This is a genomic window from Kineococcus sp. TRM81007, assembly GCF_022669155.1.
In the GTDB taxonomy this organism is placed as follows: domain Bacteria; phylum Actinomycetota; class Actinomycetes; order Actinomycetales; family Kineococcaceae; genus Kineococcus.
Window position 1 is genome coordinate 38,839 of record NZ_JALBVB010000034.1, and the last position, 21,755, is coordinate 60,593.

Consider the following 21,755-nt stretch of genomic DNA (forward strand, 5'->3'; position numbering starts at 1 on the left):
AGGTCGTCGTGAGCGACACCACCACCCGGAGCACCGAGCAGCCCGTCGAGCAGCCCGCCGCCCCCGCGGCGGCGGGCCCGGCCCCGGCCCCCGTGGAGGAGGTCGAGGAGGCCCTCAAGGACGTCGTCGACCCCGAGCTGGGCATCAACGTCGTCGACCTCGGCCTGATCTACGGGCTGACGGTCTCCGAGGACAACGTGGCGACCATCGACATGACGCTCACCAGCGCGGCCTGCCCGCTGACCGACGTCATCGAGGACCAGGTCCAGCAGACGCTGACCGACGTGGTCGCCGGCCACCGCATCAACTGGGTGTGGATGCCGCCGTGGGGTCCGGAGAAGATCACCGACGACGGGCGCGAGCAGCTGCGCGCGCTCGGCTTCAACGTCTGATCCGGCGCCCGACCCGCAGCACCCTCGACCGGGGGCGCGGTCCGGGTCGTCCTCGCCGTGCTCCAGCCCCCGCGCGGCCAGAGCCTCCGCGACCGCCTCCGCGTGCGCGACGGTGCGCACCACCACCGGCACCAGCACCGCCCCCGGGCTGCGCTGGACCCCGCGGGCGGCGGCCGCCTCGCGGGCCCGGGTCAGCAGCCCGGCCACCACCGGGACGGCGGCCACCGCCACCGTGAACGTCAGCGCCACCTGCTCGGGGTGCACCCCCACCCGCCGCAGCGGCCGCGCCGCCGCGGCGATCGCGTCCAGCAGCACCGGCACCGGGGTGGTGGCGCTCACCGCGCCGGCCGCCCACAGGCACGCCAGCAGCCCGGCCAGCACCGCGCCGGCCCGGGCGGGGCCCTGCGCCCACAGCTGGAAGGCACCCAGCGCCACCAGCACCCACGCCAGCGAGCGCACCTGACCGGCCAGGTAGCGCACCGCCAGCCCCGCGCTCAGCGCGACGGCCGCGACGGCCGTGCCCAGTGCCACCAGCGCCACGGCCGCCGGCACCGGCGGCAGCAGCCACCGCGCCAGGCCCGTGCCCAGCCCGACGACGGCCAGGGCGGTCAGCTTGAGGCCTGCCGGTGCCCGGTGCAGCCAGGAGGTGCCCGGCTGCAGCCGCCCCAGCAGCGGCGGGTCCACCGGAAGCCCGCGCCGGCGCGGGCGGCGCCACCTCACGCGCCCACCCGGTAGGCGGCCACCACGTCCGCGGCCGGGCCGTCGGCGACCAGGCGCCCGCCGTCCAGCCACAGCGCCCGCCGGGTGCGTGCGGCCAGGTCCAGGTCGTGGGTGGCCACGACCAGCTGCGCGCTCGAGCCCAGCAGCACTTCGGCCACCCGGCGGGCGTTGCGCAGGTCCAGCAGGGTGGTGGGCTCGTCGCAGGCCAGCACCGACGGCTCGGTGGCCAGCACCGCCGTCAGGGCCAGGAGCTGCCGCTGCCCGGAGGACAGCCGACGCACCTCCGCGTCGGCGCCCTCGGCCAGGCCCTGCTCGGCCAGCAGCCGGCGCGCGCGGGCCTCGCGCTCGCGGCGGGGCACGCCGGCCCGTCGCAGCGAGAGCACCACGTCCTCCAGGGGCGTGGGCATGACGACCTGCGCGTCCGGGTCGGGGAAGACGAACCCCACCCGGCGCCGCACCGCCGCCAGGGCGTGCTCGGGCTGCAGGCCGTCCACCTCCACGGTGCCCGCGGAGGGCAGCACCAGGCCGTTGAGCAGCCGCAGCAGGGTGGACTTGCCGGAGCCGTTGGGCCCCACCAGCGCCACCGACGGCTCGGCGAGCTCCACGCTCAGCGGGTGCAGCACCGTCCGTTCGCCGGCGCGCACCTCCGCCCGCACGAGGCGGATCACCGCACCCCGCCCGCCACGGGCAGCCCGGCGCGGCCCCGCGCCGCGCTCAGCGACCCAGCAGCAGCCGCGGCGAGGCGCGGTGCACCGCGGCGGCCACCACGACGGCCACGACGAGCTTGACCAGGTCGCCGGGCACGTAGCGCAGCGACGCCCACGCGGCCTCGGTCAGGCTCAGCCCACCGGCCAGCGCCATGCCGGGGACGCCTCCGGCGTGGACCACGGCGATGCCGCCCAGCAGGCAGCCGGCCGCGCAGCCCAGCCCCGCCGCGCCGCGCCGCGCGCCGGCGCGCGCCAGGGCGCCGGTGACGAGCGCGCCGGCGGGGTAGGCGAGCAGGAAGCCCGCGCTGGGGCCCGCCAGCACCGCCAGGCCCGCGGCGCCGCCGGCGAACACCGGCAGCCCGGCCAGCCCCATCAGCAGGTACACCAGCGCCGCCAGCGCACCGCGCCACGGGCCCAGCACCGCCCCGCACAGCATGAGCCCCAGCGTCTGCAGGGTGATCGGCACCCCCACCGGCCCGGTGGGCAACGCCGGCATCAGCGCCAGGGCGGCGACCAGGGCGGCGAAGACCGCCACGAGGGCCAGGTCGCCGGTGCGCCCGGCGGGACGGCGGACGCCGTCGGTGGCGGGAGCCGCGGTGGTGCGCAGCGACGAGCGGCGCAGGGGTGAGCGGTGCAGGGGCGAGGGCACGCCAGGACGGTAGCGGACCGGACCCGAGCGCAGGGGGCGCTCACCGATCGGGTCGCCGACCGGGAGGGGGTGGGCGCCCGCACGCCCTAGGATGGGCGCGTCCCCTCGACTCCTCCTGCGCTGAGAGCTGCCCTCCGTGATCGTCGCCACCGACCTCGAACTGCGTGCCGGAGCCCGGCTCCTCATGGAGTCGGTCACCTTCCGCGTCGCCCCCGGCGACCGCATCGGCCTGGTCGGGCGCAACGGCGCCGGCAAGACCACCCTGACGAAGGTCCTGGCCGGGGAGGGGCAGCCGGCCGCGGGCGCGGTGACCCGCTCCGGGGAGATCGGGTACCTGCCGCAGGACCCCCGCGCCGGTGACCCGGAGATGCTCGCGCGCGACCGCATCCTGTCCGCGCGCGGCCTGGACGACGTCGTCGCCCGGCTGCGCCGCGCGGAGCAGGAGATGGCCAGCGACGACGCGAAGGTCCGCGACCGCGCGATGGACCGCTACACCAAGCTCGACGCCCGCTTCGTCGCCATGGGCGGCTACACCGCCGAGAGCGAGGCGGCGCGCATCTGCGCGAACCTCAACCTGCCCGAGCGGGTCCTGACGCAGCCGCTGAAGACGCTCTCCGGCGGTCAGCGCCGCCGCGTGGAGCTGGCGCGCATCCTCTTCTCCGCCAGCGAGACGCTGCTGCTGGACGAGCCGACCAACCACCTGGACGCGGACTCCATCGCCTGGCTGCGCGAGCACCTGCGCAGCTACGCCGGCGGCCTCATCGTCATCAGCCACGACGTGGAGCTGCTGGAGGTCGTCGTCAACCGGGTGTTCCACCTGGACGCCAACCGCGCCACGATCGACGTCTACAACGTCGGGTGGAAGAACTACCTCAAGCAGCGCGACACCGACGAGCAGCGCCGGCGCCGCGAGCGCGCCAACGCCGAGAAGAAGGCGGGCACGCTGCTGGCCCAGGCCGACAAGATGCGCGCGAAGGCCACCAAGGCGGTCGCGGCGCAGAACATGGCCAAGCGGGCCGAGCGGCTGCTGGGCGGGCTGGAGGAGGTGCGCGTCCAGGACAAGGTGGCCAAGCTGCGCTTCCCGCAGCCGGCCCCCTGCGGCAAGACCCCGCTGATGGCCGAGGGGCTGTCGAAGTCGTACGGGTCGCTGGAGATCTTCACCTCCGTCGACCTGGCGATCGACCGGGGCAGCCGCGTGGTCGTCCTGGGCCTGAACGGCGCCGGCAAGACGACGCTGCTGCGCATGCTCGGCGGGGTGGAGCGGCCCGACTCCGGGCGCATCGTGCCCGGTCACGGCCTGAAGATCGGCTACTACGCGCAGGAGCACGAGACGCTCGACACCGAGCGGACGGTGCTGGAGAACATGCGCTCGGCCGCCCCCGACCTGGACGACACCCGGGTGCGCACGGTGCTGGGGTCGTTCCTCTTCTCCGGCGACGACGTCGGCAAGCCGGCGGGGGTGCTCTCCGGCGGGGAGAAGACGCGCCTGGCGCTGGCCACGCTCGTCGTCTCCAGCGCCAACGTGCTGCTGCTGGACGAGCCGACCAACAACCTCGACCCCGCCAGCCGCGCGGAGATCCTCGACGCGCTGCGGCACTACGAGGGCGCCGTGGTGCTCGTCACCCACGACGAGGGGGCGGTGGAGGCCCTGGACCCGGAGCGGGTGGTGCTGCTGCCCGACGGCGTGGAGGACCTGTGGAACGCCTCCTACGCGGAGCTGATCTCGCTGGCCTGAGCCCTTCCCGCCCGGCTGCCGGCACCGGTTCGACGCGTTCGAGTGGCCGATCCCGCCGCGGGTGGTGACCATGGTGGGCGTCGGCGACGACGTGGAGGAGGTCGGTGTGACCGAGGCGGTCAAGCGGGGATCCCGGTTGAGCGGAGCGGAACGTGCGCAGCTCGCCGAGGAGCTGTCGAAGGGCTACGCGGAAGGCAAGAGCATCCGGGCGCTGGCGGAGGAAGCCGGCCGCTCGTACGGCTTCGTCCACCGGCTGCTGAGCGAGAGCGACGTGTCGCTGCGCAGCAGGGGCGGAGCCACCCGGGGGCGTTCCAAGGAGCAGCCCCAGCCGGAGCAGCGAGCCAGCTGAGGCGGCTCCCCCGGGCGACGAGCCCGGGGGAGGGCCTGGTGAGGGGGCCGCGGGCGGGTGTGTCGGCCGCTCAGAGCGAGCGGTCGGCACCCCCGTCCACGGTCAGCGACGCCCCGCTGACGTAGGACGCCGCCGGCGAGAGCAGGAACACCGCCGCTCGGGCGAACTCGTCCGGCTGCCCCGCCCGGCGCAGCGGGATGGACTCCAGGCCGTCCCCGTCCAGGACGACGGGCTCCTCGAACTCCAGCGGCGGGTCGGTCTCGACGCGCCCGACGAGCACGTTGTTGATGCGGATGCCGCGCGGACCCAGCTCGTCGGCCAGCGCCTTGGCGGCCATGGCCAGCCCGGGCCGCAGGCCGTTGCCGACCCCGGCCTCCTTGTCGGGGCTGCGCACGGTGCTCGTCAGCAGCATCACCAGCGACGCACCCTCGCCCGTGGCGGCCTTGGCGACGGAGCGCGCCAGGCGCAACGGGCCCAGCACGCTCGTCTCGAACGCCTCGCGCCAGGAGGCGTCGGTGGCCTCCAGGACGGAGGACGTCGGTGCGGCACCGCAGGAGACGACCGCACCGTCCAGTCGCCCGAAGCGGGCGTTGGCGGCCGCGACCAGGCGCGTCTCGGTGCCGGGCTCGGAGATGTCTCCGGGCACCAGCAGCATCCGCTCCGGTGAGCCGATGGTCCCCGCGGCCGCGGCCAGCTCCTCGGGGTCGGCGGCGGACAGCACCAGCAGGGCGCCCTCGTCGGCCAGCAACTGCGCGCACGAGCGCCCCAGGCCGGTCGAGGCGCCGGAGACGATGTACACGCGGTCGGTCAGGCCAAGGTCCATGAACGCATTGTTGCGCAGAGTGGCAGGTGAGACACGCAGCATCACCCCCGTGGTCCGGTGGGGTGGTGCTGCGGCCGGTCAGCGCGGCGGGCGCGCCGCTTCGTCCCCCGCCCGGGCGATCGCGAGGTCCTCGGCCTCCTCGTCGCTGCCGGGCCGCACCCGTCGCGCACCGCGCGCCGGGTGCCGTCGCAGCGCCGCCGGGCGGGGCGCGGCGGCCGCCGCCGACAGGCCGTCACCGGGGGAGCCGGCGCCGGAGCGGCTGCCACCGGCGGGGGCAGCGCCGTCGGGCACGCCACCGTCGGGCACGCCGCCACCCACCGGTGCCGGCACGTCCACGGGCGCCGAGCGCGCCTGCAGCTCCCGGCGGCCGGCGATCACCCAGACGACCAGGGCCGTCAGGGCGAAGCCGTACCACTGCACCGTGTACGCCAGGTGCGGGCCCTCGTCGACCTCGGGGCGCTCCGGGGCGGCGGGGGCCTGTGCCGGGGCGGGCTCCTCCTCGGCCAGCACCGCGTAGGCATCGCGCAGCGGGGGTGCACCGGCCGCGTCGGCGGCGCGCGCCACCGGACCGGCGGCGATGGAGGCCACCTGCCCCTCGGGCACCGTGCTGTCGCGGGCGGGCTCCCACGGGCGCACGTGCGCCGTCACCGTCACCTCCCCGCCCGGTGGCGCCGGCACGGTGTCCGGCGCTCGGCTGCTGCTGCCGGCCGGCACCCAGCCGCGGTCCACCAGGAGCGCGGTGCCGTCGTCCAGGACCAGGGGCACGAGCACGTCGTAGCCCACCGACTGCCCGTGCTGGCGGTTGCGCGCCAGCACGCTCGCGGACGCGTCGTAGGTCCCCGTCACGCGCACCGGTGTCCAGGCGTCCCGCGCTGCCAGCGGCGTCCCTCCCGCGGGCAGGACGGAGTCCAGGGCCACCGGCGCGTCGTCGTAGTTCTCCACCAGCGGGGCGTTGGCGGCCAGCCGGGCCTGGCGGCGGTGCCACTGCCACTGGCCCAGCAGCAGGCACGCCACGGCGACGACGACGGCCAGGGCCAGGCCGCGGCGCCAGCCGGGCTCGCGCAGCAGGCCCAGCACGCCGCGCACCCCGGTGCCCGTCGCACGAGTGCCGCCGGCGTCCCCGGCCGTGCCGCCGCCCGCCTGCGCGGTGCCGCTCACGAGGGCAGCGCGTCGACCCCGACGACCTCCCGCAGGAAGCCGCGGGCGCCGAGGAACCGCGCCAGGTGCTCGCGGTGCTGCTCGCACGCCAGCCACGTCTTGCGCCGCTCGGGCGTGTGCAGGCTGGGGTTGTTCCACAGCAGGCCGAAGTCCGCGGGCGACGTGCAGCCGCGGGCGCTGCACACCAGGTCGGACGGCGGCTCGTGCCCCGGTTCGCCGGCGGTGCCGCGCGCGTGCGGTCCCGCCGGGACGGCTGGAGTGTCCACGGCGCCAGTCTCGCACCGCACCGGCGCGCCGGGCGACGGCACCGGGGTGGCCGGCGGGTTCCTCAGGAAGCCCGTCCGGTCCGCTCGTGCGGGGTGCCGCCGTCCGCACCGGGGTGCTCGTCGCCGGGCGAGCGCACCGACGTGACGCGCGCCTCCAGCGCCGGCAGCTCGTGCACGGGGGCCGTGGGCACGGAGAAGGACTCCGGCGGCGGGCCCTTGGACTCCCGGCCCGCGTTGGCGAGCACGACGGCCACGTACGGGAGGAAGACCGCGCCGGCCACGAAGAACCAGCGGGTCCAGTGCTCGATCACCACGAACAGCACGAAGCAGGCCGTGCGCACGAGCATCGAGACGACGTACTTGCGGTAGCGCACGCCGAGGTCGTCGGTGTGCGCGGTGGGAGCGGCGGTGATCCGGTAGACGCCGGGCGGTTCCGCGGGAGCGGTGTGCCCGCCGGTGGGGGTGGGGTGCGAAGGCACGTCGTCCACGGTAAGCGCTGGGTCCGACACGCGCCCGGGGTCCCGGTCCCGGCGCGGGCGGCGGCCGGGCACCGGCGGGGATGCGTTAGCTTTCCTCCCCGTGCCCGACGCCACGACCGACCCCACGCCCCGGACCCCGGCCGGTGCCCCGCCCACCGCACCGCGCAGCGTGCTGGTCACCGGCGGCAACCGCGGCATCGGTCTGGCCGTCGCCCGCGCTTTCGCCGCGCGCGGCGACCGCGTGGCGGTGACGCACCGCTCCGGCGAGGTGCCCGAGGGGCTGCTCGGGGTGCGCGCCGACGTCACCGACGGAGCCTCGCTGGACGCCGCGTTCGCCGAGGTGGAGGCCGCGCACGGGCCCGTGGAGGTCCTGGTCGCCAACGCCGGCGTGACCCGCGACCAGCTCCTGATGCGCATGGGCGACGACGACTTCGACGCCGTGGTCGACACCAACCTCGCCGGCGCGTGGCGCTGCGCTCGCCGTGCCGTGCGCGGCATGGTGCGCGCCAAGCGCGGCCGCATCGTCTTCGTCTCCAGCGTCGTGGGCCTGTACGGCTCGCCGGGGCAGACCAACTACGCCGCCAGCAAGTCCGGCATGGTGGGCCTGGCCCGCTCCATCGCCCGCGAGCTCGGCGGGCGCGGCATCACCGCCAACGTCGTCGCGCCCGGGTTCATCGACACCGACATGACGCGCGAGCTGCCCGAGGCCACCCAGGCCGACTACAAGGGCCGCATCCCCGCCGGCCGCTTCGGCGCCGTCGACGACGTCGCGCAGGCCGTGCTCTTCCTCGCCGACGCCGGCTACGTCAACGGTGCGGTGCTGCCCGTCGACGGCGGCCTCGGCATGGGCCACTGACACCGACCGAAGGACTGAGAGGAACCCCATGGGTCTGCTGGACGGCAAGCGGCTGCTCGTCACCGGAGTGCTCACCGACCGCTCGATCGCGTTCGCGGTCGCCCGCGTGGCGCAGGAGGAGGGCGCGGAGGTCGTGCTGTCGTCCTTCGGGCGCCAGATGAAGATCACCTCCACGATCGCCAAGCGGCTGCCGAAGCCCGCACCGGTGATCGAGCTGGACGTCACCAGCGAGGAGGACCTCGCGGCGCTGGAGGGCCGCGTGCGCGAGCACGTCGACGGCCTGGACGGGGTGCTGCACTCCATCGGCTTCGCGCCCAAGGACGCCATGGGCGGCAACTTCCTGAGCACCGAGTGGTCCAGCGTGGCCACGGCGGTGCAGATCTCGGCGTACTCGCTGAAGTCGCTGTCGGTGGCCGCGCTGCCGTTGATGAGCGGCGGTGGCTCCGTCGTGGGCCTGACCTTCGACGCCCGCGTGGCGTGGCCGGTCTACGACTGGATGGGCGTGGCCAAGGCCGCGTTCGAGTCCACCGCCCGCTACCTGGCGCGCGACCTCGGCCCGAAGGGCGTGCGCGTCAACGTCGTCTCCGCCGGCCCGCTGCGCACCACCGCCGCCACCTCCATCCCCGGCTTCGAGACCCTCGAGGGCACCTGGGGCGAGCGGTCCCCGCTGGGCTGGGACGTGACGAACACCGAGCCGCCGGCGCGCGCGGCCCTGGCGCTGATGTCCGACTGGTTCCCCGCCACCACCGGCGAGATGATCCACGTCGACGGCGGGTTCCACGCCATGGGGTCCTGAGCGCGCGTGGCGCCCGAGCCCCCGCCCTCCGGGGGCCGCCGCCTGCTGGCGGTGGCCGCCGCGATGCTCCTCGTCGTCGTCGCGCTGATCGCCCTGGCCACCTGGGCCAGCCGCAACGGCTGACACCCGTGAGGGCTGACACCCCGCCCGCGCCGGCCGGCCCCCTCAGCGGCCGGCCGGCACCTGCCCGGCCAGCGCCTCGTCGGCCAGGTCGGCGTCCTCGACGTCCTCGCGGGTGATGCCCAGCAGCGGCAGCACCGCGTCCAGGTAGGGCACGTTCAGCGCCGCGTCGGCCTGCTCGCGCACCACGGGCTTGGCGTTGAAGGCGATGCCGAGGCCGGCCGCGCCGATCATGTCCAGGTCGTTGGCGCCGTCGCCGACGGCCACGGTGCGGTGCATCGGCAGGCCCTCCGCGGCGGCGAACTCCCGCAGCGCGGTGGCCTTGGCGGCCCGGTCCACCACCGGGCCCAGCAGGCGCCCGGTGAACCGGCCGTGCACCACCTGCAGCCGGTTGGCGCGCACGTGCGCGATGCCCAGCTCGGCGGCCAGCGGCCCCACGACCTCCAGGAACCCTCCGGAGACCAGCGCCAGGGTGAACCCGAGGCGGTGCAGGGTGCGGCACAGCGTGCGTGCGCCGGGGGTGAGCACCACCGCCTCGCGCACCCGCTCCACGACGGACACGTCCAGGCCCTCCAGGCAGGCGACCCGCTCGCGCAGCGACGCGGCGAAGTCGATCTCCCCGCGCATGGCGCGCTCGGTGACCGCGGCCACCTCCGCCTCGCGGCCGGCGTGCGCGGCCAGCAGTTCGATGACCTCCTGGCGGATCAGCGTGGAGTCCACGTCCATGACGACCAGGCGCCGGCCCAACCGGGCCAGCCCGCCCGGGGAGACCGCCGCGTCCAGGCCGTGCCGGGCCGCCTCCACCGCCAGGGCGCGGCGCAGGTCCAGGACCTCCTCGGCGCCCGCGTCCACCGAGACGTCGAACTCCACGCTGGTGACCGGGGTGGCCGACATGCGCCGCACCCGGTCGACGTTGGCCCCGCGCTCGGCGAGCACCGCGGTGGTGCGGGCGATCGCCGCCGGCCGCAGCGGGGCGCCCAGCAGCGTCACGTGCAGCCGTCGCGGGCGCACCACCGGCGCCGCGGGCTCGCGCACCGTGCACGTGACGTCCAGCCCGCGCGGGGCGCCCCAGCCGGCCAGGGTGGCGGTGACGGCCGCCGGGTCCCCGGTGCCCACGAGCACCGCCAGGGTCAGCACCCCGCCGACGACGACCTGCTCGACGTCGAGGACCTCCGCGTCCGTGCCGGCGAGGGCGGTGAACAGCGCCGACGTCACCCCGGGGCGGTCGGCGCCGGTGACGGTGACCAGCAGGGCCGGGGCGGTGGTGGGCGCGGAGCCCGGGGCCGTGGCGTCGAGGGTTCCGGGCACGCGCCGAAGGCTACCGGTCAAGAACCGACGGCGTTCTTCCCGTCGCGCCAGGCCAGCCAGTCCGCCAGCGGCGCCAGGTCGAAGTCCGGGCCGCCGACGCCGATGGTGAACAGGCGGGTGCCCACCGCGTGCAGCGCCTCGCCCTTGTCGGCGGGGTCGTCGGCGGCGTCCACGCCGGCGGAGCGCTCGATCTCGCCCGGGTCGCGGCCGAGGGCGGCGCAGTGCCCGTCGAGCACCGCGTGCTTGCGCGCGATGGTCTCCACGTCGCCGAAGCCGTGCCAGATGTCCGCGTGCCGGGCCACGATGCGCAGGGTCTTCTTCTCCCCGCCGCCGCCGATGAGGACCGGGACCCGCCGGGTGGGGGCCGGGTTGAGCTTCGCCAGGCGCGAGGAGATGCGCGGCAGGTCCTCGGCGAGCTTGTCCAGGCGCCCGCCGGCGGTGCCGAACTCGTAGCCGTACTCGTCGTAGTCCTTCTCGAACCAGCCCGAGCCGATGCCGAGCACCAGCCGACCGGTGCCCGTGTCGTGGGCCGAGACGTGGTCCACGGTGCGCGCCATGTCCGCCAGCAGCTCCGGGTTGCGGTAGCTGTTGCAGGTGACCAGGGCGCCGATCTCGATGCGGGTGGTGGCCTCCGCCCACGCCGCGAGCATCGTCCAGCACTCGAAGTGCAACCCGTCGGGGTCGCCGTAGAGCGGGTAGAAGTGGTCCCAGTTGAACGCCACGTCCAGGCCCATCTCCTCCGCGCGGGCCGCGGCGGCGCGGATCGCGGGGTAGGTGGCGTGCTGGGGCTGCAGCTGGACGCCGATGCGGACCGGGCGCTCGCCGGCGGGGTCGGGGGAGGTCATGGCACGGATGCTGCCGCACCCGCCCCGCCCGGCGACAGGGGCGCGCCGGTCAGCCGGGCGGGACGGTCTGCCCCTTGCCGACGACCGTGATGCCGGAGTCGGTGACGGTGAAGCCGCGCGCGCGGTCCTCCTCGGGGTCCACGCCCACGCGCGCGTCGTCGGGCACGACGACGTTCTTGTCGAGGATGGCGCGCTGCACCACCGCGTGCCGGCCCACCTGCACGTTGTCCATGAGCACCGACTCGCTGACGTGCGCCCACGAGTCCAGCCGCACCTTCGGCGAGACCACCGACTTCTCCACCAGGGCGCCGGAGACGACCGTGCCGGCGGAGATGATCGAGTTCACCGCGTGCCCGTAGGTGCCCTGCCAGCCGTGCACGAACTTCGCCGGCGGGTAGAAGTCCTGCGCGGCGATGATGGGCCACTCGTAGTTGTAGAGGTTGAACACCGGAAGCACCGAGATGAGGTCCATCTGGGCCTCGAAGTAGGAGTCCAGCGTCCCCACGTCGCGCCAGTAGGCGCGGTCGCGGTCGGTGGCCCCGGGCACCTCGTTGTCCTTGAAGTCGTACACGTTCGCCAGGCCGCGCTCGACGAAGTCGGGCACGATGTCGCCGCCCATGTCGTGCTTGGAGTCCTCCTCCTCGGCGTCGCGGGTCACCGCGTCCACCAGCGCGTCGGCGTCGAAGACGTAGTTGCCCATCGAGGCCAGGACCTCGTGCGGGGAGTCGGCCAGGCCCTGCGGGTCCTTCGGCTTCTCCAGGAACTGCGCGATCCGGGACGAGCCGGGCTCGGTCTGGATGACGCCGAACTGGTCGGCCAGCGAGATGGGCTGGCGGATCGCGGCCACCGAGCACGGCGCGCCGGAGGCGATGTGCGCGTCGACCATCTGGGAGAAGTCCATCCGGTACACGTGGTCGGCGCCGACGACCACGACGATGTCGGGACGCTCGTCGGAGATGAGGTTCATCGACTGGTAGATCGCGTCGGCGCTGCCGAGGTACCAGCGCTTGCCGACGCGCTGCTGCGCCGGCACGGAGGCGATGTAGCTGCCGAAGAGGTTCGACATGCGCCAGGACTGGGAGATGTGCCGGTCCAGGCTGTGCGACTTGTACTGGGTCAGGACCACGATCTTGCGGTAGCCGGCGTTGACCAGGTTCGAGAGGGCGAAGTCGATGAGCCGGTAGGTGCCGCCGAAGGGCACCGCGGGCTTGGCCCGGTCGGCCGTGAGGGGCATGAGCCGCTTGCCCTCCCCGCCGGCGAGGACGATCGCGAGGACGTTGGGAGCAGCCACGAGGGGCACGATAGGCCCGCGAACGCCACGATGCCCGGGCGACGCGGGGGAAGATCCCGCGCGTGGCCGCCGCGGGGCCCCGCGGCGGTGCGGTGGACGAGCTGCGAGGACGAGGAGCGGACATGCGCGTGGACCTGCTGACGAAGGAGTACCCGCCGGAGGTGTACGGCGGTGCCGGCGTGCACGTCGCCGAGCTGGTCCGGGCGCTGCGCGGCGCGGACGGCGGCCCCGAGGTGCTCGTGCGCTGCTTCGGCGCCCCGCGGCAGGAGGAGGGCGTCACCGCCTACGGCGAGGTCGCGGAGCTGGCCGGCGCCAACGCGGCCCTGCGCACCCTGGGCGTCGACCTGCCGATGGTCGCCGGCGCGGCCGGCGCGGACCTGGTGCACTCGCACACCTGGTACGCCAACACCGCCGGCCACCTGGCCTCGCTGCTGCACGGGGTGCCGCACGTGGTCACCGCGCACAGCCTGGAACCGCTGCGGCCGTGGAAGGCGGAGCAGCTCGGCGGCGGCTACGCCCTGTCCAGCTGGGCCGAGCGCACCGCCTTCGAGGCGGCCGCCGCCGTGATCGCCGTCAGCGCCGGGATGCGCGCGGACATCCTGCGCAGCTACCCGGCCCTGGACCCCGGGCGCGTGCACGTGGTGCACAACGGCATCGACGCCACCGAGTGGACGCCCGTCGAGGGCCGCGACCTCGTGCGCGCCAACGGCGTGGACCCGGACCGGCCCAGCGTCGTCTTCGTCGGGCGCATCACCCGCCAGAAGGGCCTGCCGCACCTGCTGCGCGCCGCCGCGCAGCTGCCGCCGGACGTGCAGCTGGTGCTGTGCGCCGGTGCCCCCGACACCCCCGAGATCGCCGCGGAGGTCTCCGCGCTGGTCGCCGAGCTGCAGCAGCACCGCTCCGGCGTGGTCTGGCTCGACCGGCACCTCAGCCGCGCCGAACTGCTGCAGCACCTGTCGCAGGCCACCGTCTTCGTGTGCCCGTCGGTGTACGAGCCGCTCGGCATCGTCAACCTCGAGGCCATGGCGTGCGGCGCCGCGGTCGTCGGCACCGCCACCGGCGGCATCCCCGAGGTCGTCGACGACGGCACGACCGGCTGGCTGGTGCCCATCGAACAGGTGCAGGACGGCACGGGCGCCCCGGTGGACCCCGACCGGTTCGTCGCCGACCTGGCCGCCGCCCTCACCGACGCCGTCTCCGACCCCGACCGCGCCCGCGAGCGCGGCGCTGCCGGCCGGCGCCGCGCCGTGGAGGCGTTCAGCTGGTCTGCGATCGCCCGCCGCACTCTCGAGGTGTACGAGTCCGTGCTCTGAGACAGCATCGGGCCATGCCCGCCACCCGACCGCCCGCCGCGCCACCGCCCCCGCGGGTGGTGGCGGTGGAGCCGGTCCTGCCGCCGCACCGCTACGAGCAGGCGGAGATCACCGCCGAGCTGGCGCCCCTGCTCGTCCCCGAGGGCGCGCGGCGCCAGCTGCTGCACCGCCTGCACGCGGCCGGTGGCGTGGAGCACCGGCACCTGGCGCTGCCCCTGGAGCGCTACGCGCACCTGGGCTCCTTCACCGCCGCCAACGCGGCGTTCGCGGAGGTGGGCCTCGACCTGGCCGAGCGCTCCGTGAAGGGGGCGCTCGCGACGGCCGGCGTGGCACCGGAGGAGGTGGACTTCCTGCTGTTCACCACCGTCACCGGTGTGGCGGCCCCCTCCCTGGACGCGGTGCTCGCCGGACGGGTGGGCCTGCGCCCGGACGTCAAGCGCCTGCCGAGCTTCGGGCTGGGCTGCGCCGGCGGCGCCGCCGGGCTGGCCCGGGTGGCCGACTACCTCCTGGGCCGCCCCGGCGAGGTGGGGGTGCTGGTCTCGGTGGAGCTGTGCTCGCTGACCCTGCAGCGCGAGGACCCCTCCACCGCCAACCTCGTCGCCAGCGGCCTGTTCGGCGACGGCGCCGCCGCCGTCGTCCTGGCCGGTGCCGAGCGCGCCGCGGGCACGCCCGGGTGGGACGTGCTCGACTCGCGCAGCCGGCTGTTCCCCGGCACCGCCGACGCCCTCGGCTGGGACGTGGGCAGCTCCGGGATGCGCATCGTGCTCTCCCCGGACCTGCCCGGCCTGCTCGCCGACGAGCTCGGCGGCGAGGTGAGCACCCTGCTCACCGGCGCCGACCTGGACGTGGAGCAGGTGCGGCGCTGGGTGGTGCACGCCGGCGGGCCGAAGGTGCTGCAGGCCGTGGCCGGTGCCCTGGACCTGCCCGAGGACGCCCTGGCCGCCAGCTGGGCCTCGCTGCGCGAGGTCGGCAACCTCTCCAGCTCCTCCGTGCTGCACGTGCTCGCCGCCACCGAGCACCACCCCGGCGAGCACGCCGTGGTGCTGGCCGTCGGGCCCGGGGTGGGCACCGAGCAGGTCCTGCTGCGGGCCGCCGCGTGAGCTCGCTGGCCTGGTTCACCGCCCTGGTGCTGGCCACCGGTGCCGAGCGGGTGGCCGAGCTGGTGGTCTCCACCCGCAACGCGCGCTGGTCCTTCGCGCGCGGCGGGATCGAGACCGGCCGCGGTCACTTCGGCCCCATGGTCGTGCTGCACACCGGTCTGCTCCTGGCCTGCCTGGCCGAGGCGGCGCTCGCCGACCGCCCGTTCCTGCCCGCCCTCGGCTGGCCGATGCTGGCGCTCGCGCTGCTCAGCCAGGTGCTGCGCTGGTGGTGCATCGGCTCGCTGGGACGGCGGTGGAACACCCGCGTCATCGTGGTGCCGGGCATGCCCCTGGTCACCCGCGGGCCGTACCGGTTCCTCAAGCACCCCAACTACGTCGTCGTGGTCGTCGAGGGCTTCGCGCTGCCGCTGGTGCACACCTGCTGGGTCACCGCGGCGGCGTTCACCGTCCTGAACGCGGTGCTGCTGCTGCGGTTCCGGCTGCCGGCGGAGAACCGGGCGCTGGCCGCGCTGCCGGCCGCGCAGCGCACCGCGGGCTGACGCGGGGCGGCGCCGCGGCGGTCGGGCCCGTCGCGGGGCGCCGCTCAGGCGGTGGACAGCAGCAGGGACGCGGCCAGGGCGAACATCACCGAGGCGATCACCGCGTCGAGCACCCGCCAGGCGCGCGGGCGGGCGAACAGGGGGCGCAGCAGCGCCGCGCCGTACCCGAGGGCGGCGAACCACGCGGCGCTGGCGAGGACCGCACCGGCGGCGAACCACCACTGGCGCCCCGGGTGGCTCTGGGCGATCGAGCCGAGCAGGACCACGGTGTCCAGGTAGACGTGCGGGTTCAGCCAGGTCAGCGCCAGGGCGGTGGCCACCGCCGCGAGAGGTGAGGCCGGCGAGGCCGCGCCCGTGGCGTCCAGGGCCTGCGGGCGCAGCGCGCGGCGGGCCGCGAGGAACCCGTAGGCGGCCAGGAAGGCGGCGCCGGCGATCCGCACGACGTCCAGGAGGCCGGGGTGGTTGCGGACGGCGGCGCCGGCGCCGGCCACGCCCGCGGTGATGAGCACCGCGTCGGAGAGCAGGCACACCAGCACCACCGCGCCCACGTGCCGGCGGCGCAGGCCCTGGCGCAGGACGAAGGCGTTCTGCGAGCCGATCGCGACGATCAGCGACAGGCCGAGGCCGAGGCCGGAGGCGGCGGCGAGGAGACCGGGGAGCACCCGACGACCGTAGGCACCGGAGGTGGCGGGAGAGAAGCTCACGTTCCTGTCCCACCATTAGCATCGCTGTTCGTGGACCTGGACCTGGGGCAGTTGCGCGCCCTGAGCGCAGCGGTGTCCGGGGGCACCTTCGAGGCCGCCGCACGGGCCCTGCACGTGACCCCCTCGGCGATCAGCCAGCGCCTGCGCGCCCTGGAGGTCGCCACCGGCCGGGTGCTGCTGGTGCGCAGCAGACCGGTGCGGCCCACCGGCTCCGGTGAGGTCCTGCTGCGCCTGGCCCGCCAGGTCGAGCTGCTGGCCGGCGACACCCTCGCCGAGCTGGACGCCGACGGGGCGGGCGGCCCGGCGCCGCGGGGCGTGCAGACGCTGCCGATCGCCGTCAACGCCGACTCCCTGGCCACCTGGGCGCTGCCCGCGCTGGCCCCGCTGGCCGGCTCCGCGTGCTTCGAGATCCACCGCGAGGACGAGGGGCGCACCGCGTCCCTGCTGCGCGAGGGCACGGTGGTGGCCGCCGTCACCACCGACGCCGAGCCGGTGTCCGGCTGCTCGGTCACCCGGCTGGGGGCCATGCGCTACCGGCCGCTGGTGGCCGCCGCCCGCGCCCGCGAGTGGTTCCCCGACGGCCCCACCGCCCAGGCCCTGGCGCGCGCCCCCGTGGTGGTCTTCGACCGCGAGGACGACCTGCAGCACCGGTACCTGCGGCGGCGCCTGCCCGGGACGCAGCGGGCCGCGCAGCCACCGGTGCACCACGTGCCCTCCTCGGCGGACTTCCTGACCGCCGTCCGCCTGGGCCTGGGCTGGGGCATGCTGCCGGACCTGCAGAGCCGTCCCGACGAGGCCGACGGGTCACTGGTGGACGTCGACCCCTCCGGTGCGGTCGACGTCGTCCTCCACTGGCAGCAGTGGAAGCTGCGCTCGGCCTCGCTGGACCGGGTGGCGGCCGCCGTCACCGCCGCCGCGCGCCGCCACCTGGTGCAGTGACCCCCGGCCTGGTGCAGTGACCCCCGGTGCCCCGGGGCCGGGCAACTAGGCGCGCACCGGCTCCGCGTGCGCGTTGACCGCTGCGACCACGGCCCGCCGCGCCACCTGCGCGACCTCCCGCAGCGCCTGCGCGCGGGAGGTCGCCTCGAAGCTGGTGACGGCCGCGCCGTCGTCCTCGGCGGCCAGCTCCACGATGGCCAGCACGCGCGCGGCCGTCTGCAGCACCCGGGCCGCGCGCGGCGCCGTGCCCGGCGGCAGGGCGTCGCGGGCCAGGCCGCCGTCGCGCACCGCGGCGATGCGGTCGGCGGCGTCCTCGCGCCAGCGCGCCACGTCCAGCGCCGCCAGCGCCCGCGTCGCGGTGGCCAGCGCCCCGCGCAGCTCCGCCTCCGCCTCCGCCACGCTGGAGGACTCCGGCGCGCGCCGCGGCGCCGCGCCCAGCACCGACCACGTCACGAAGGCGCCCGGTTCCCACACCGAGCCGAACTCGGTCACCTCCGGCACCAGTGCCCAGCGGCCCCGCGCGCCCGGCGGCTCGGCGACCACGCACTCGCCGGCCTCCAGCGCCGCCGCGTTGACCGCCGCCGGCCCGGGCAACCCGCGCGGGTCGCCCGGCACCGGCAGCGCCAGCAGCAGCGGGCCGCACCCGGCCGCCGTCAGCGCACCCAGCAGGCCGCGCACGTCGGCCGGGTCCGGGCCGGGCGCGTCGGGCGCTCCCTCGGCCCAGCGCACGGCGTGCGGTTCGTCGTCGCGCACGACCGCGGCGACCGCGGCGTCCAGCCCGGCGGCACCGGTGAGCACACCGGTGCCCCAGGCCGCCAGCCGCGCGGAACGGGGCAGGTCCAGCACGCGCGGCAGCCTACGACGGCGCCGCCCACCCCCGGCGGCGGCGGGGCCCCGCCCTGGCTAGGGTTCCCCCCGTGCCCGTCACCCCCGCCGCCGCGCAGACCGCCCCCGACGAGGACGAGGTCCTGGGCCTCGACGCCGTCACCGTGCGCCGCGGCACGAGCCTGCTGCTGGACGCGGTGGACCTGCGCGTGCACGAGGGCGAGCGCTGGGTGGTCCTGGGCCCCAACGGCGCCGGCAAGTCCACGCTGCTGTCGGTGGCCGCCGCACGGCTGTTCCCCACCACCGGCGCCGTGCGCGTCCTCGGCGAGCGGCTCGGGCGCGTGGACGTCTTCGAGCTGCGCCCGCGCATCGGCCTGGCCAGCACCGCGCTGGCCCGCTCCGTGCCCGGGACGGAGAAGGTCCGCGACGTCGTCGTCACCGCCGCCTACGGCGTCACCGGCCGCTGGCGGGAGGCCTACGACCCTGACGACGACGCGCGGGCCCTGCAGCTGCTGGACCTCCTCGGCGTCGCCCACCTGGCGGAGCGCCCCTTCGGCACCCTCAGCGACGGCGAGCGCAAGCGCACCCAGATCGCGCGCGCCCTCATGACCGACCCGGAGCTGCTGCTGCTCGACGAACCCGCCGGCGGACTGGACCTGGGCGGGCGCGAGGACCTGCTGCGCCGCCTGACCGCCCTGGCCGCCGACCCCGCCGCCCCGACCACCGTCACCGTCACCCACCACGTGGAGGAGATCCCCGTGGGCACGACGCACGCGCTGCTGCTGCGGGCCGGGCGCGCGGTGGCCGCGGGCCCGGTCGACGACGTCCTCACCGGTGAGCTGCTGACCCGCACGTTCGGCCTGCCGCTGTCGGTCGAGCGGCGCGGCGGGCGGCTGACGGCGCTGGCCGTCTGAGCGCCGCCGGTGCGACCCGCACGGACGGGGCGCGCCGCACCGCGCGGGTGCCTCAGGGGCGCAGGAGCTGCCGGTCGTAGCCGCCGTGCTCGGCGCGCGAGTACCGCAGCCGCACGTGCTGGCCGTCGGCGGAGGACTGCCAGAACTCCACCCGGGAGGCGTCCACCCCCCACAGCCGCCACGTGGAGGCCACCACCGACGGTTCCAGGTGCACCAGGTCGTCGACGTCGGCGAACTCGTCGGACAGGTGCGTCTCGTCCAGCGGGCGGCTCTGCCGGTCCAGCAGCGACTCGGCGCGCCCGTGCGCGGGACGGTCCAGGAAGTCGCGCGCGGCGCGCTCCTCGTCACCCGGGTGCACCCGCCCGCGCACCCGCACCTGCCGGCCCTGCTGCGGCCAGTAGAACACCAGCGCCGCCACCGGCACCGACTCCAGCTGACGGCCCTTGGGGCTGCCGGCGCCGGAGGCCACCCACAGCGCCGACTCGGCGACGTCCCGCAGCGCCACCACCCGCGCGTCGGGGCGCCCGGCGGCGTCGACGGTGGCCAGGGTCAGCGCGTGCGGTTCGGGCACCCCCGCCGCCACCGCTTCCCGCAGCCACGACACCAGCAGCTCCAGCGGCTCGGCGGGGGCGTCCGCGGGGCTGAACGGCGGCGGGTCGGCCGCCAGCAGCGGCAGCCCGCGCAGCCACTCGCGCAGCGGGCCGCCCTCCGGACCGCCGGGGTGGCCGGGGGAGGGCTCGCCGGGGGGCTGCTGCGGCGGGGCGTCCGCCGCGCCGGGGGACCAGGACCGGGCCGTGCGCGTCACGCCCCGACCGTACCCGCGTCCTCAGGGGCCGGCGTCCCAGAGCCCGCGGTAGTAGGCGGTGCGCACCGGGTCCGGCTCCACCCCGTAGGCGTCCAGGAAGACGTCCTCCCACCCCGGCCCGTAGTTCCAGCCCAGGCTCATCGTGGCCACCGCCAGGTCCGCCCAGCGGTCCGCCACGCCCAAGCCCCCCAGGTCCACGTGCGCGACCGGCTCGCCGTCGGCGCCCAGCAGCGTGTTCGGGGCGCAGGCGTCCCCGTGGCACACCACCAGCCGGTCCACCGGCGGTGCCGGCCCCAGCCGCGCCACGTCCCCCACCGCCCGCGCCAGCCGGTGCGGCACCGACCAGTCGAACGGGCAGGACGCCACCGGCAGCCGCTCGTGCAGGGCCCGCAGGCCGCGCGCCAGCGCGGGCACCGCCACGCCCGGCAGCGCCAGCCACCGCGGGGCGACGGCCGGCTCCCCGGGCAGCGCCTCGGTGAGCAGCCACGAGCCGTCCTCGTCGGCCCCGTGCCCCAGCACCCGCGGCACGGCCGTGCGGGCGCCCGCCCACGCCAGCCGCTCCACCTCCGCGGCCAGGTCCAGCGGCGCACCGGCCGGCGCCCACTTGCAGAAGCGGGCCGTGCCGTCGGCGTCGTCGAGGCGGAAGGTCGTCCCGCCCACCTGGTTGACCCACACCGCGCTCGGGCGCGCTGCGCCGGCGAGGCGGCGGACCGCCGGCGGCACCGGCAGCGGCACGTCCGGGATGCTCACCCGACCCACCGTAGGGGGCGCCCGGCGCGACCGCGCCGAACCGGACGTGCCGCTGCGCCGTTCCACCGGGTGGGCGGGGGCGCGGTGCGGACCGCCGGGAGGGAGGACGCGGTGCCCGACGCCGACGAGCAGCTGCTGCGGGGGCTGCACGACGAGCACGCCGGCGCCCTGTACGGCTACGTCCTGTCGCTGACCGGCGACCGCACCGAGGCGCAGGACGTGGTCCAGGAGACGCTGCTGCGGGCGTGGCGCAACCCCGCCGCCCTGGACCCGGCCACCGGCTCGAACCGGGCGTGGCTGTTCACGGTGGCGCGCCGGCTGGTCATCGACCAGCGCCGCTCGGCGCGCGCCCGGCGCGAGAGCGCGCACGCGCAGGTGCCGGAGACGTCCGTGCTCGACGAGTCCGAGCAGGTGCTGCAGCAGTGGGTGGTGCAGCAGGCCCTGGAGCGGCTCTCGCCCGAGCACCGCGCCGTGCTGCGCGAGTGCTACTTCCGGGGCCGGTCCGTCGCCGAGGCCGCCCGCGTCCTGGGCGTGCCGGCGGGCACCGTGAAGTCGCGCACCCACTACGCGCTGCTGAACCTCAGACTGGCCCTGCAGGAGATGGGGGTGAGCCGCTGATGGCCACCGGGACCGAGGACCCGTACGCCGTCGACGCCGGCGCGTACGTGCTGGGAGCGCTCGCGCCCGCCGAGCGCGCCGACTTCGAGGAGCACCTGACCGGGTGCGCGTCCTGCCGCGCCGCCGTGGAGGAGCTGGCGGGGCTGCCGGGCCTGCTCGCGCACGCACCGGCCGCTGCGGTCGCCGCCCTCGCCGACGACGCGCCGCCCGAGCCGCCGCTCGCACCGCGGACCCTGCTGCCGCGGCTGCTGCGCGCCGCCCGCGCCCACCGCCGGCGTCGCCGCCTGGCCCTGTCCGCCGGCGCCGCCGCCGCGTGCCTGGCCGCGGCCGCCGGGGCCGTGGCGCTGCTGCCGGAGCCCGCCGCCCCGCCCGCGGCCACCCCCGTGCCGGCCGGTCCCTCCGCTCCCGCCGCCCCGTCCGAGGAGGCCGGGCAGCGGATGCAGGAGCTGGTGCCGGTGCCGCTGACGGCCACAGTGCAGCTCACCGAGGAGGCGTGGGGGACGCAGGTGGACCTGGTGTGCGCCTACGCCGCCGACGACGCCGGGCACGCCCGCCCGTACGCCCTCGTGGTCGCCGACACCGACGGCAACGCCCAGCGGATCGGGACCTGGACCGCGCAGCCGGGCCGCGACGCCCGCCTGAGCGGCGCCACGGCGCTGACCCTGGAGCGGATCGCCGCGGTGGAGGTGCAGACCCTGCAGGGCACGGCGGTGCTGCGGACGCGGTGACGCGTGCTCGCGCGGGCGCGGTGCGG

Annotated in this window: 25 protein-coding genes and 1 pseudogene; 12 read left to right on the forward strand and 14 right to left on the reverse strand. The window is 76.6% G+C overall.

What is annotated here, in order from left to right; all coding sequences use genetic code 11:
• Positions 1-8: 8 nt before the first annotated feature.
• The gene (locus MN205_RS03960) at positions 9-392 is read left to right on the forward strand and encodes a metal-sulfur cluster assembly factor (RefSeq protein WP_374115831.1); all 384 of its coding nucleotides are present in this window, start codon (positions 9-11) and stop codon (positions 390-392) included.
• A gap of 123 nt (positions 393-515) precedes the next feature.
• Here MN205_RS03960 and MN205_RS22250 read toward each other — a convergent pair.
• From MN205_RS22250 to MN205_RS03975, 3 genes and pseudogenes are all read right to left on the reverse strand, one after another.
• Positions 516-1,184, reverse strand: a pseudogene (locus MN205_RS22250) (CbiQ family ECF transporter T component); the annotation flags it as partial.
• Positions 1,109-1,780, reverse strand: coding sequence for an energy-coupling factor ABC transporter ATP-binding protein (locus tag MN205_RS03970; protein ID WP_242124511.1), 672 nt, complete (start codon positions 1,778-1,780; stop codon positions 1,109-1,111). The pseudogene MN205_RS22250 and the gene MN205_RS03970, both read right to left, overlap by 76 nt.
• A 46-nt stretch (positions 1,781-1,826) precedes the next feature.
• Positions 1,827-2,468: a biotin transporter BioY gene (locus MN205_RS03975; protein WP_242124513.1), complete on the reverse strand. Its 642-nt coding sequence runs from the start codon at positions 2,466-2,468 to the stop codon at positions 1,827-1,829.
• Positions 2,469-2,604: 136 nt separating this feature from the next.
• On the opposite strand from MN205_RS03975, the gene MN205_RS03980 reads away from it, so the two are divergent.
• Complete coding sequence (locus MN205_RS03980) at positions 2,605-4,203, forward strand: ABC-F family ATP-binding cassette domain-containing protein (protein WP_242124515.1); 1,599 nt, start codon at positions 2,605-2,607, stop codon at positions 4,201-4,203.
• Positions 4,204-4,273: 70 nt separating this feature from the next.
• Positions 4,274-4,552, forward strand: coding sequence for a helix-turn-helix domain-containing protein (locus MN205_RS03985; RefSeq protein ID WP_242124802.1), 279 nt, complete (start codon positions 4,274-4,276; stop codon positions 4,550-4,552).
• Between the two features lie 70 nt (positions 4,553-4,622).
• On the opposite strand, the gene MN205_RS03990 is transcribed toward MN205_RS03985, so the two are convergent.
• The 4 genes from MN205_RS03990 to MN205_RS04005 all read right to left on the reverse strand — a co-directional run bounded on the left by MN205_RS03990 (position 4,623) and on the right by MN205_RS04005 (position 7,278).
• The gene (locus tag MN205_RS03990) at positions 4,623-5,375 is read right to left on the reverse strand and encodes an SDR family oxidoreductase (RefSeq protein WP_242124517.1); all 753 of its coding nucleotides are present in this window, start codon (positions 5,373-5,375) and stop codon (positions 4,623-4,625) included.
• A gap of 78 nt (positions 5,376-5,453) precedes the next feature.
• Positions 5,454-6,533, reverse strand: coding sequence for an SURF1 family protein (locus tag MN205_RS03995; protein ID WP_242124518.1), 1,080 nt, complete (start codon positions 6,531-6,533; stop codon positions 5,454-5,456).
• On the reverse strand, positions 6,530-6,721 hold the full coding sequence (locus tag MN205_RS04000; protein ID WP_374115838.1) for a hypothetical protein: 192 nt from the start codon (positions 6,719-6,721) through the stop codon (positions 6,530-6,532). The genes MN205_RS03995 and MN205_RS04000 overlap by 4 nt, the downstream gene beginning before the upstream one ends.
• Before the next feature lie 140 nt (positions 6,722-6,861).
• Positions 6,862-7,278 (reverse strand): DUF3099 domain-containing protein, encoded by a 417-nt coding sequence (locus tag MN205_RS04005; RefSeq protein WP_242124521.1) that lies wholly within the window; start codon positions 7,276-7,278, stop codon positions 6,862-6,864.
• A gap of 100 nt (positions 7,279-7,378) precedes the next feature.
• On the opposite strand from MN205_RS04005, the gene fabG reads away from it, so the two are divergent.
• Together fabG and fabI are read left to right on the forward strand one after the other, a co-directional pair.
• Positions 7,379-8,134, forward strand: a complete 756-nt coding sequence (gene fabG, locus MN205_RS04010; protein WP_242124523.1) for a 3-oxoacyl-ACP reductase FabG — start codon at positions 7,379-7,381, stop codon at positions 8,132-8,134.
• A 28-nt stretch (positions 8,135-8,162) separates the two neighbouring features.
• A complete protein-coding gene (gene fabI, locus MN205_RS04015) occupies positions 8,163-8,930 on the forward strand; it encodes an enoyl-ACP reductase FabI (RefSeq protein WP_242124525.1) in 768 nt (255 codons plus the stop codon).
• Positions 8,931-9,095: 165 nt separating this feature from the next.
• On the opposite strand, the gene serB is transcribed toward fabI, so the two are convergent.
• From serB to glgC, 3 genes are read right to left on the reverse strand one after another with little or no spacing between them, the layout of a single operon-like run.
• Positions 9,096-10,358 carry a phosphoserine phosphatase SerB gene (serB, locus tag MN205_RS04020; RefSeq protein WP_242124527.1) on the reverse strand — a complete coding sequence of 421 codons (1,263 nt, stop codon included), beginning with the start codon at positions 10,356-10,358 and terminating at the stop codon, positions 9,096-9,098.
• A 17-nt stretch (positions 10,359-10,375) separates the two neighbouring features.
• The gene (locus MN205_RS04025; RefSeq protein ID WP_242124529.1) at positions 10,376-11,203 is read right to left on the reverse strand and encodes an LLM class F420-dependent oxidoreductase; all 828 of its coding nucleotides are present in this window, start codon (positions 11,201-11,203) and stop codon (positions 10,376-10,378) included.
• A 49-nt stretch (positions 11,204-11,252) separates the two neighbouring features.
• Positions 11,253-12,494, reverse strand: a complete 1,242-nt coding sequence (glgC, locus tag MN205_RS04030; RefSeq protein ID WP_242124531.1) for a glucose-1-phosphate adenylyltransferase — start codon at positions 12,492-12,494, stop codon at positions 11,253-11,255.
• Positions 12,495-12,616: 122 nt separating this feature from the next.
• Between glgC and glgA the strand changes: the two genes are divergently transcribed.
• Genes glgA through MN205_RS04045 form a run of 3 tightly spaced genes read left to right on the forward strand, consistent with a single transcriptional unit; the run spans position 12,617 to position 15,446 of the window.
• Positions 12,617-13,807: a glycogen synthase gene (gene glgA, locus MN205_RS04035; RefSeq protein ID WP_242124533.1), complete on the forward strand. Its 1,191-nt coding sequence runs from the start codon at positions 12,617-12,619 to the stop codon at positions 13,805-13,807.
• A gap of 14 nt (positions 13,808-13,821) precedes the next feature.
• The gene (locus tag MN205_RS04040) at positions 13,822-14,907 is read left to right on the forward strand and encodes a type III polyketide synthase (protein WP_242124535.1); all 1,086 of its coding nucleotides are present in this window, start codon (positions 13,822-13,824) and stop codon (positions 14,905-14,907) included.
• Positions 14,908-14,912: 5 nt separating this feature from the next.
• Positions 14,913-15,446, forward strand: coding sequence for an isoprenylcysteine carboxylmethyltransferase family protein (locus tag MN205_RS04045; protein WP_255817920.1), 534 nt, complete (start codon positions 14,913-14,915; stop codon positions 15,444-15,446).
• 44 nt (positions 15,447-15,490) lie between these two features.
• Here MN205_RS04045 and MN205_RS04050 read toward each other — a convergent pair whose 3' ends face one another.
• Positions 15,491-16,108 (reverse strand): LysE family transporter, encoded by a 618-nt coding sequence (locus MN205_RS04050; protein WP_242124539.1) that lies wholly within the window; start codon positions 16,106-16,108, stop codon positions 15,491-15,493.
• A 72-nt stretch (positions 16,109-16,180) separates the two neighbouring features.
• Here MN205_RS04050 and MN205_RS04055 point away from each other — a divergent pair, with 72 nt between their 5' ends.
• The gene (locus MN205_RS04055; RefSeq protein ID WP_242124541.1) at positions 16,181-17,089 is read left to right on the forward strand and encodes a LysR family transcriptional regulator ArgP; all 909 of its coding nucleotides are present in this window, start codon (positions 16,181-16,183) and stop codon (positions 17,087-17,089) included.
• A gap of 45 nt (positions 17,090-17,134) precedes the next feature.
• Here MN205_RS04055 and MN205_RS04060 read toward each other — a convergent pair whose 3' ends face one another.
• Complete coding sequence (locus MN205_RS04060) at positions 17,135-17,935, reverse strand: hypothetical protein (protein ID WP_242124543.1); 801 nt, start codon at positions 17,933-17,935, stop codon at positions 17,135-17,137.
• 71 nt (positions 17,936-18,006) lie between these two features.
• On the opposite strand from MN205_RS04060, the gene MN205_RS04065 reads away from it, so the two are divergent.
• Complete coding sequence (locus tag MN205_RS04065) at positions 18,007-18,828, forward strand: ABC transporter ATP-binding protein (protein ID WP_242124545.1); 822 nt, start codon at positions 18,007-18,009, stop codon at positions 18,826-18,828.
• 52 nt (positions 18,829-18,880) lie between these two features.
• On the opposite strand, the gene MN205_RS04070 is transcribed toward MN205_RS04065, so the two are convergent.
• Both MN205_RS04070 and MN205_RS04075 read right to left on the reverse strand, forming a co-directional pair.
• Positions 18,881-19,633 (reverse strand): pyridoxal 5'-phosphate synthase, encoded by a 753-nt coding sequence (locus MN205_RS04070; RefSeq protein WP_242124547.1) that lies wholly within the window; start codon positions 19,631-19,633, stop codon positions 18,881-18,883.
• 21 nt (positions 19,634-19,654) lie between these two features.
• A complete protein-coding gene (locus MN205_RS04075) occupies positions 19,655-20,383 on the reverse strand; it encodes an aminoglycoside 3'-phosphotransferase (protein WP_242124549.1) in 729 nt (242 codons plus the stop codon).
• A gap of 111 nt (positions 20,384-20,494) precedes the next feature.
• Between MN205_RS04075 and MN205_RS04080 the strand changes: the two genes are divergently transcribed.
• Positions 20,495-21,001 (forward strand): sigma-70 family RNA polymerase sigma factor, encoded by a 507-nt coding sequence (locus tag MN205_RS04080; RefSeq protein WP_242124551.1) that lies wholly within the window; start codon positions 20,495-20,497, stop codon positions 20,999-21,001.
• Complete coding sequence (locus tag MN205_RS04085) at positions 21,001-21,729, forward strand: zf-HC2 domain-containing protein (RefSeq protein ID WP_242124553.1); 729 nt, start codon at positions 21,001-21,003, stop codon at positions 21,727-21,729. Before MN205_RS04080 ends, MN205_RS04085 begins: the two co-directional genes overlap by 1 nt.
• The last annotated feature ends 26 nt before the right edge of the window (positions 21,730-21,755 follow it).

Coding starts and splice junctions, on each gene's coding strand:
- fabI (WP_242124525.1), top strand. CDS start 8,163: ATGGGTCTGCTGGACGGCAAGCGGCTGCTCGTCACCGGAGTGCTCACC.
- MN205_RS04085 (WP_242124553.1), top strand. CDS start 21,001: ATGGCCACCGGGACCGAGGACCCGTACGCCGTCGACGCCGGCGCGTAC.
- MN205_RS04040 (WP_242124535.1), top strand. CDS start 13,822: ATGCCCGCCACCCGACCGCCCGCCGCGCCACCGCCCCCGCGGGTGGTG.
- MN205_RS04025 (WP_242124529.1), bottom strand. CDS start 11,203: ATGACCTCCCCCGACCCCGCCGGCGAGCGCCCGGTCCGCATCGGCGTC.
- MN205_RS03990 (WP_242124517.1), bottom strand. CDS start 5,375: ATGGACCTTGGCCTGACCGACCGCGTGTACATCGTCTCCGGCGCCTCG.
- MN205_RS03985 (WP_242124802.1), top strand. CDS start 4,274: ATGGTGGGCGTCGGCGACGACGTGGAGGAGGTCGGTGTGACCGAGGCG.
- glgA (WP_242124533.1), top strand. CDS start 12,617: ATGCGCGTGGACCTGCTGACGAAGGAGTACCCGCCGGAGGTGTACGGC.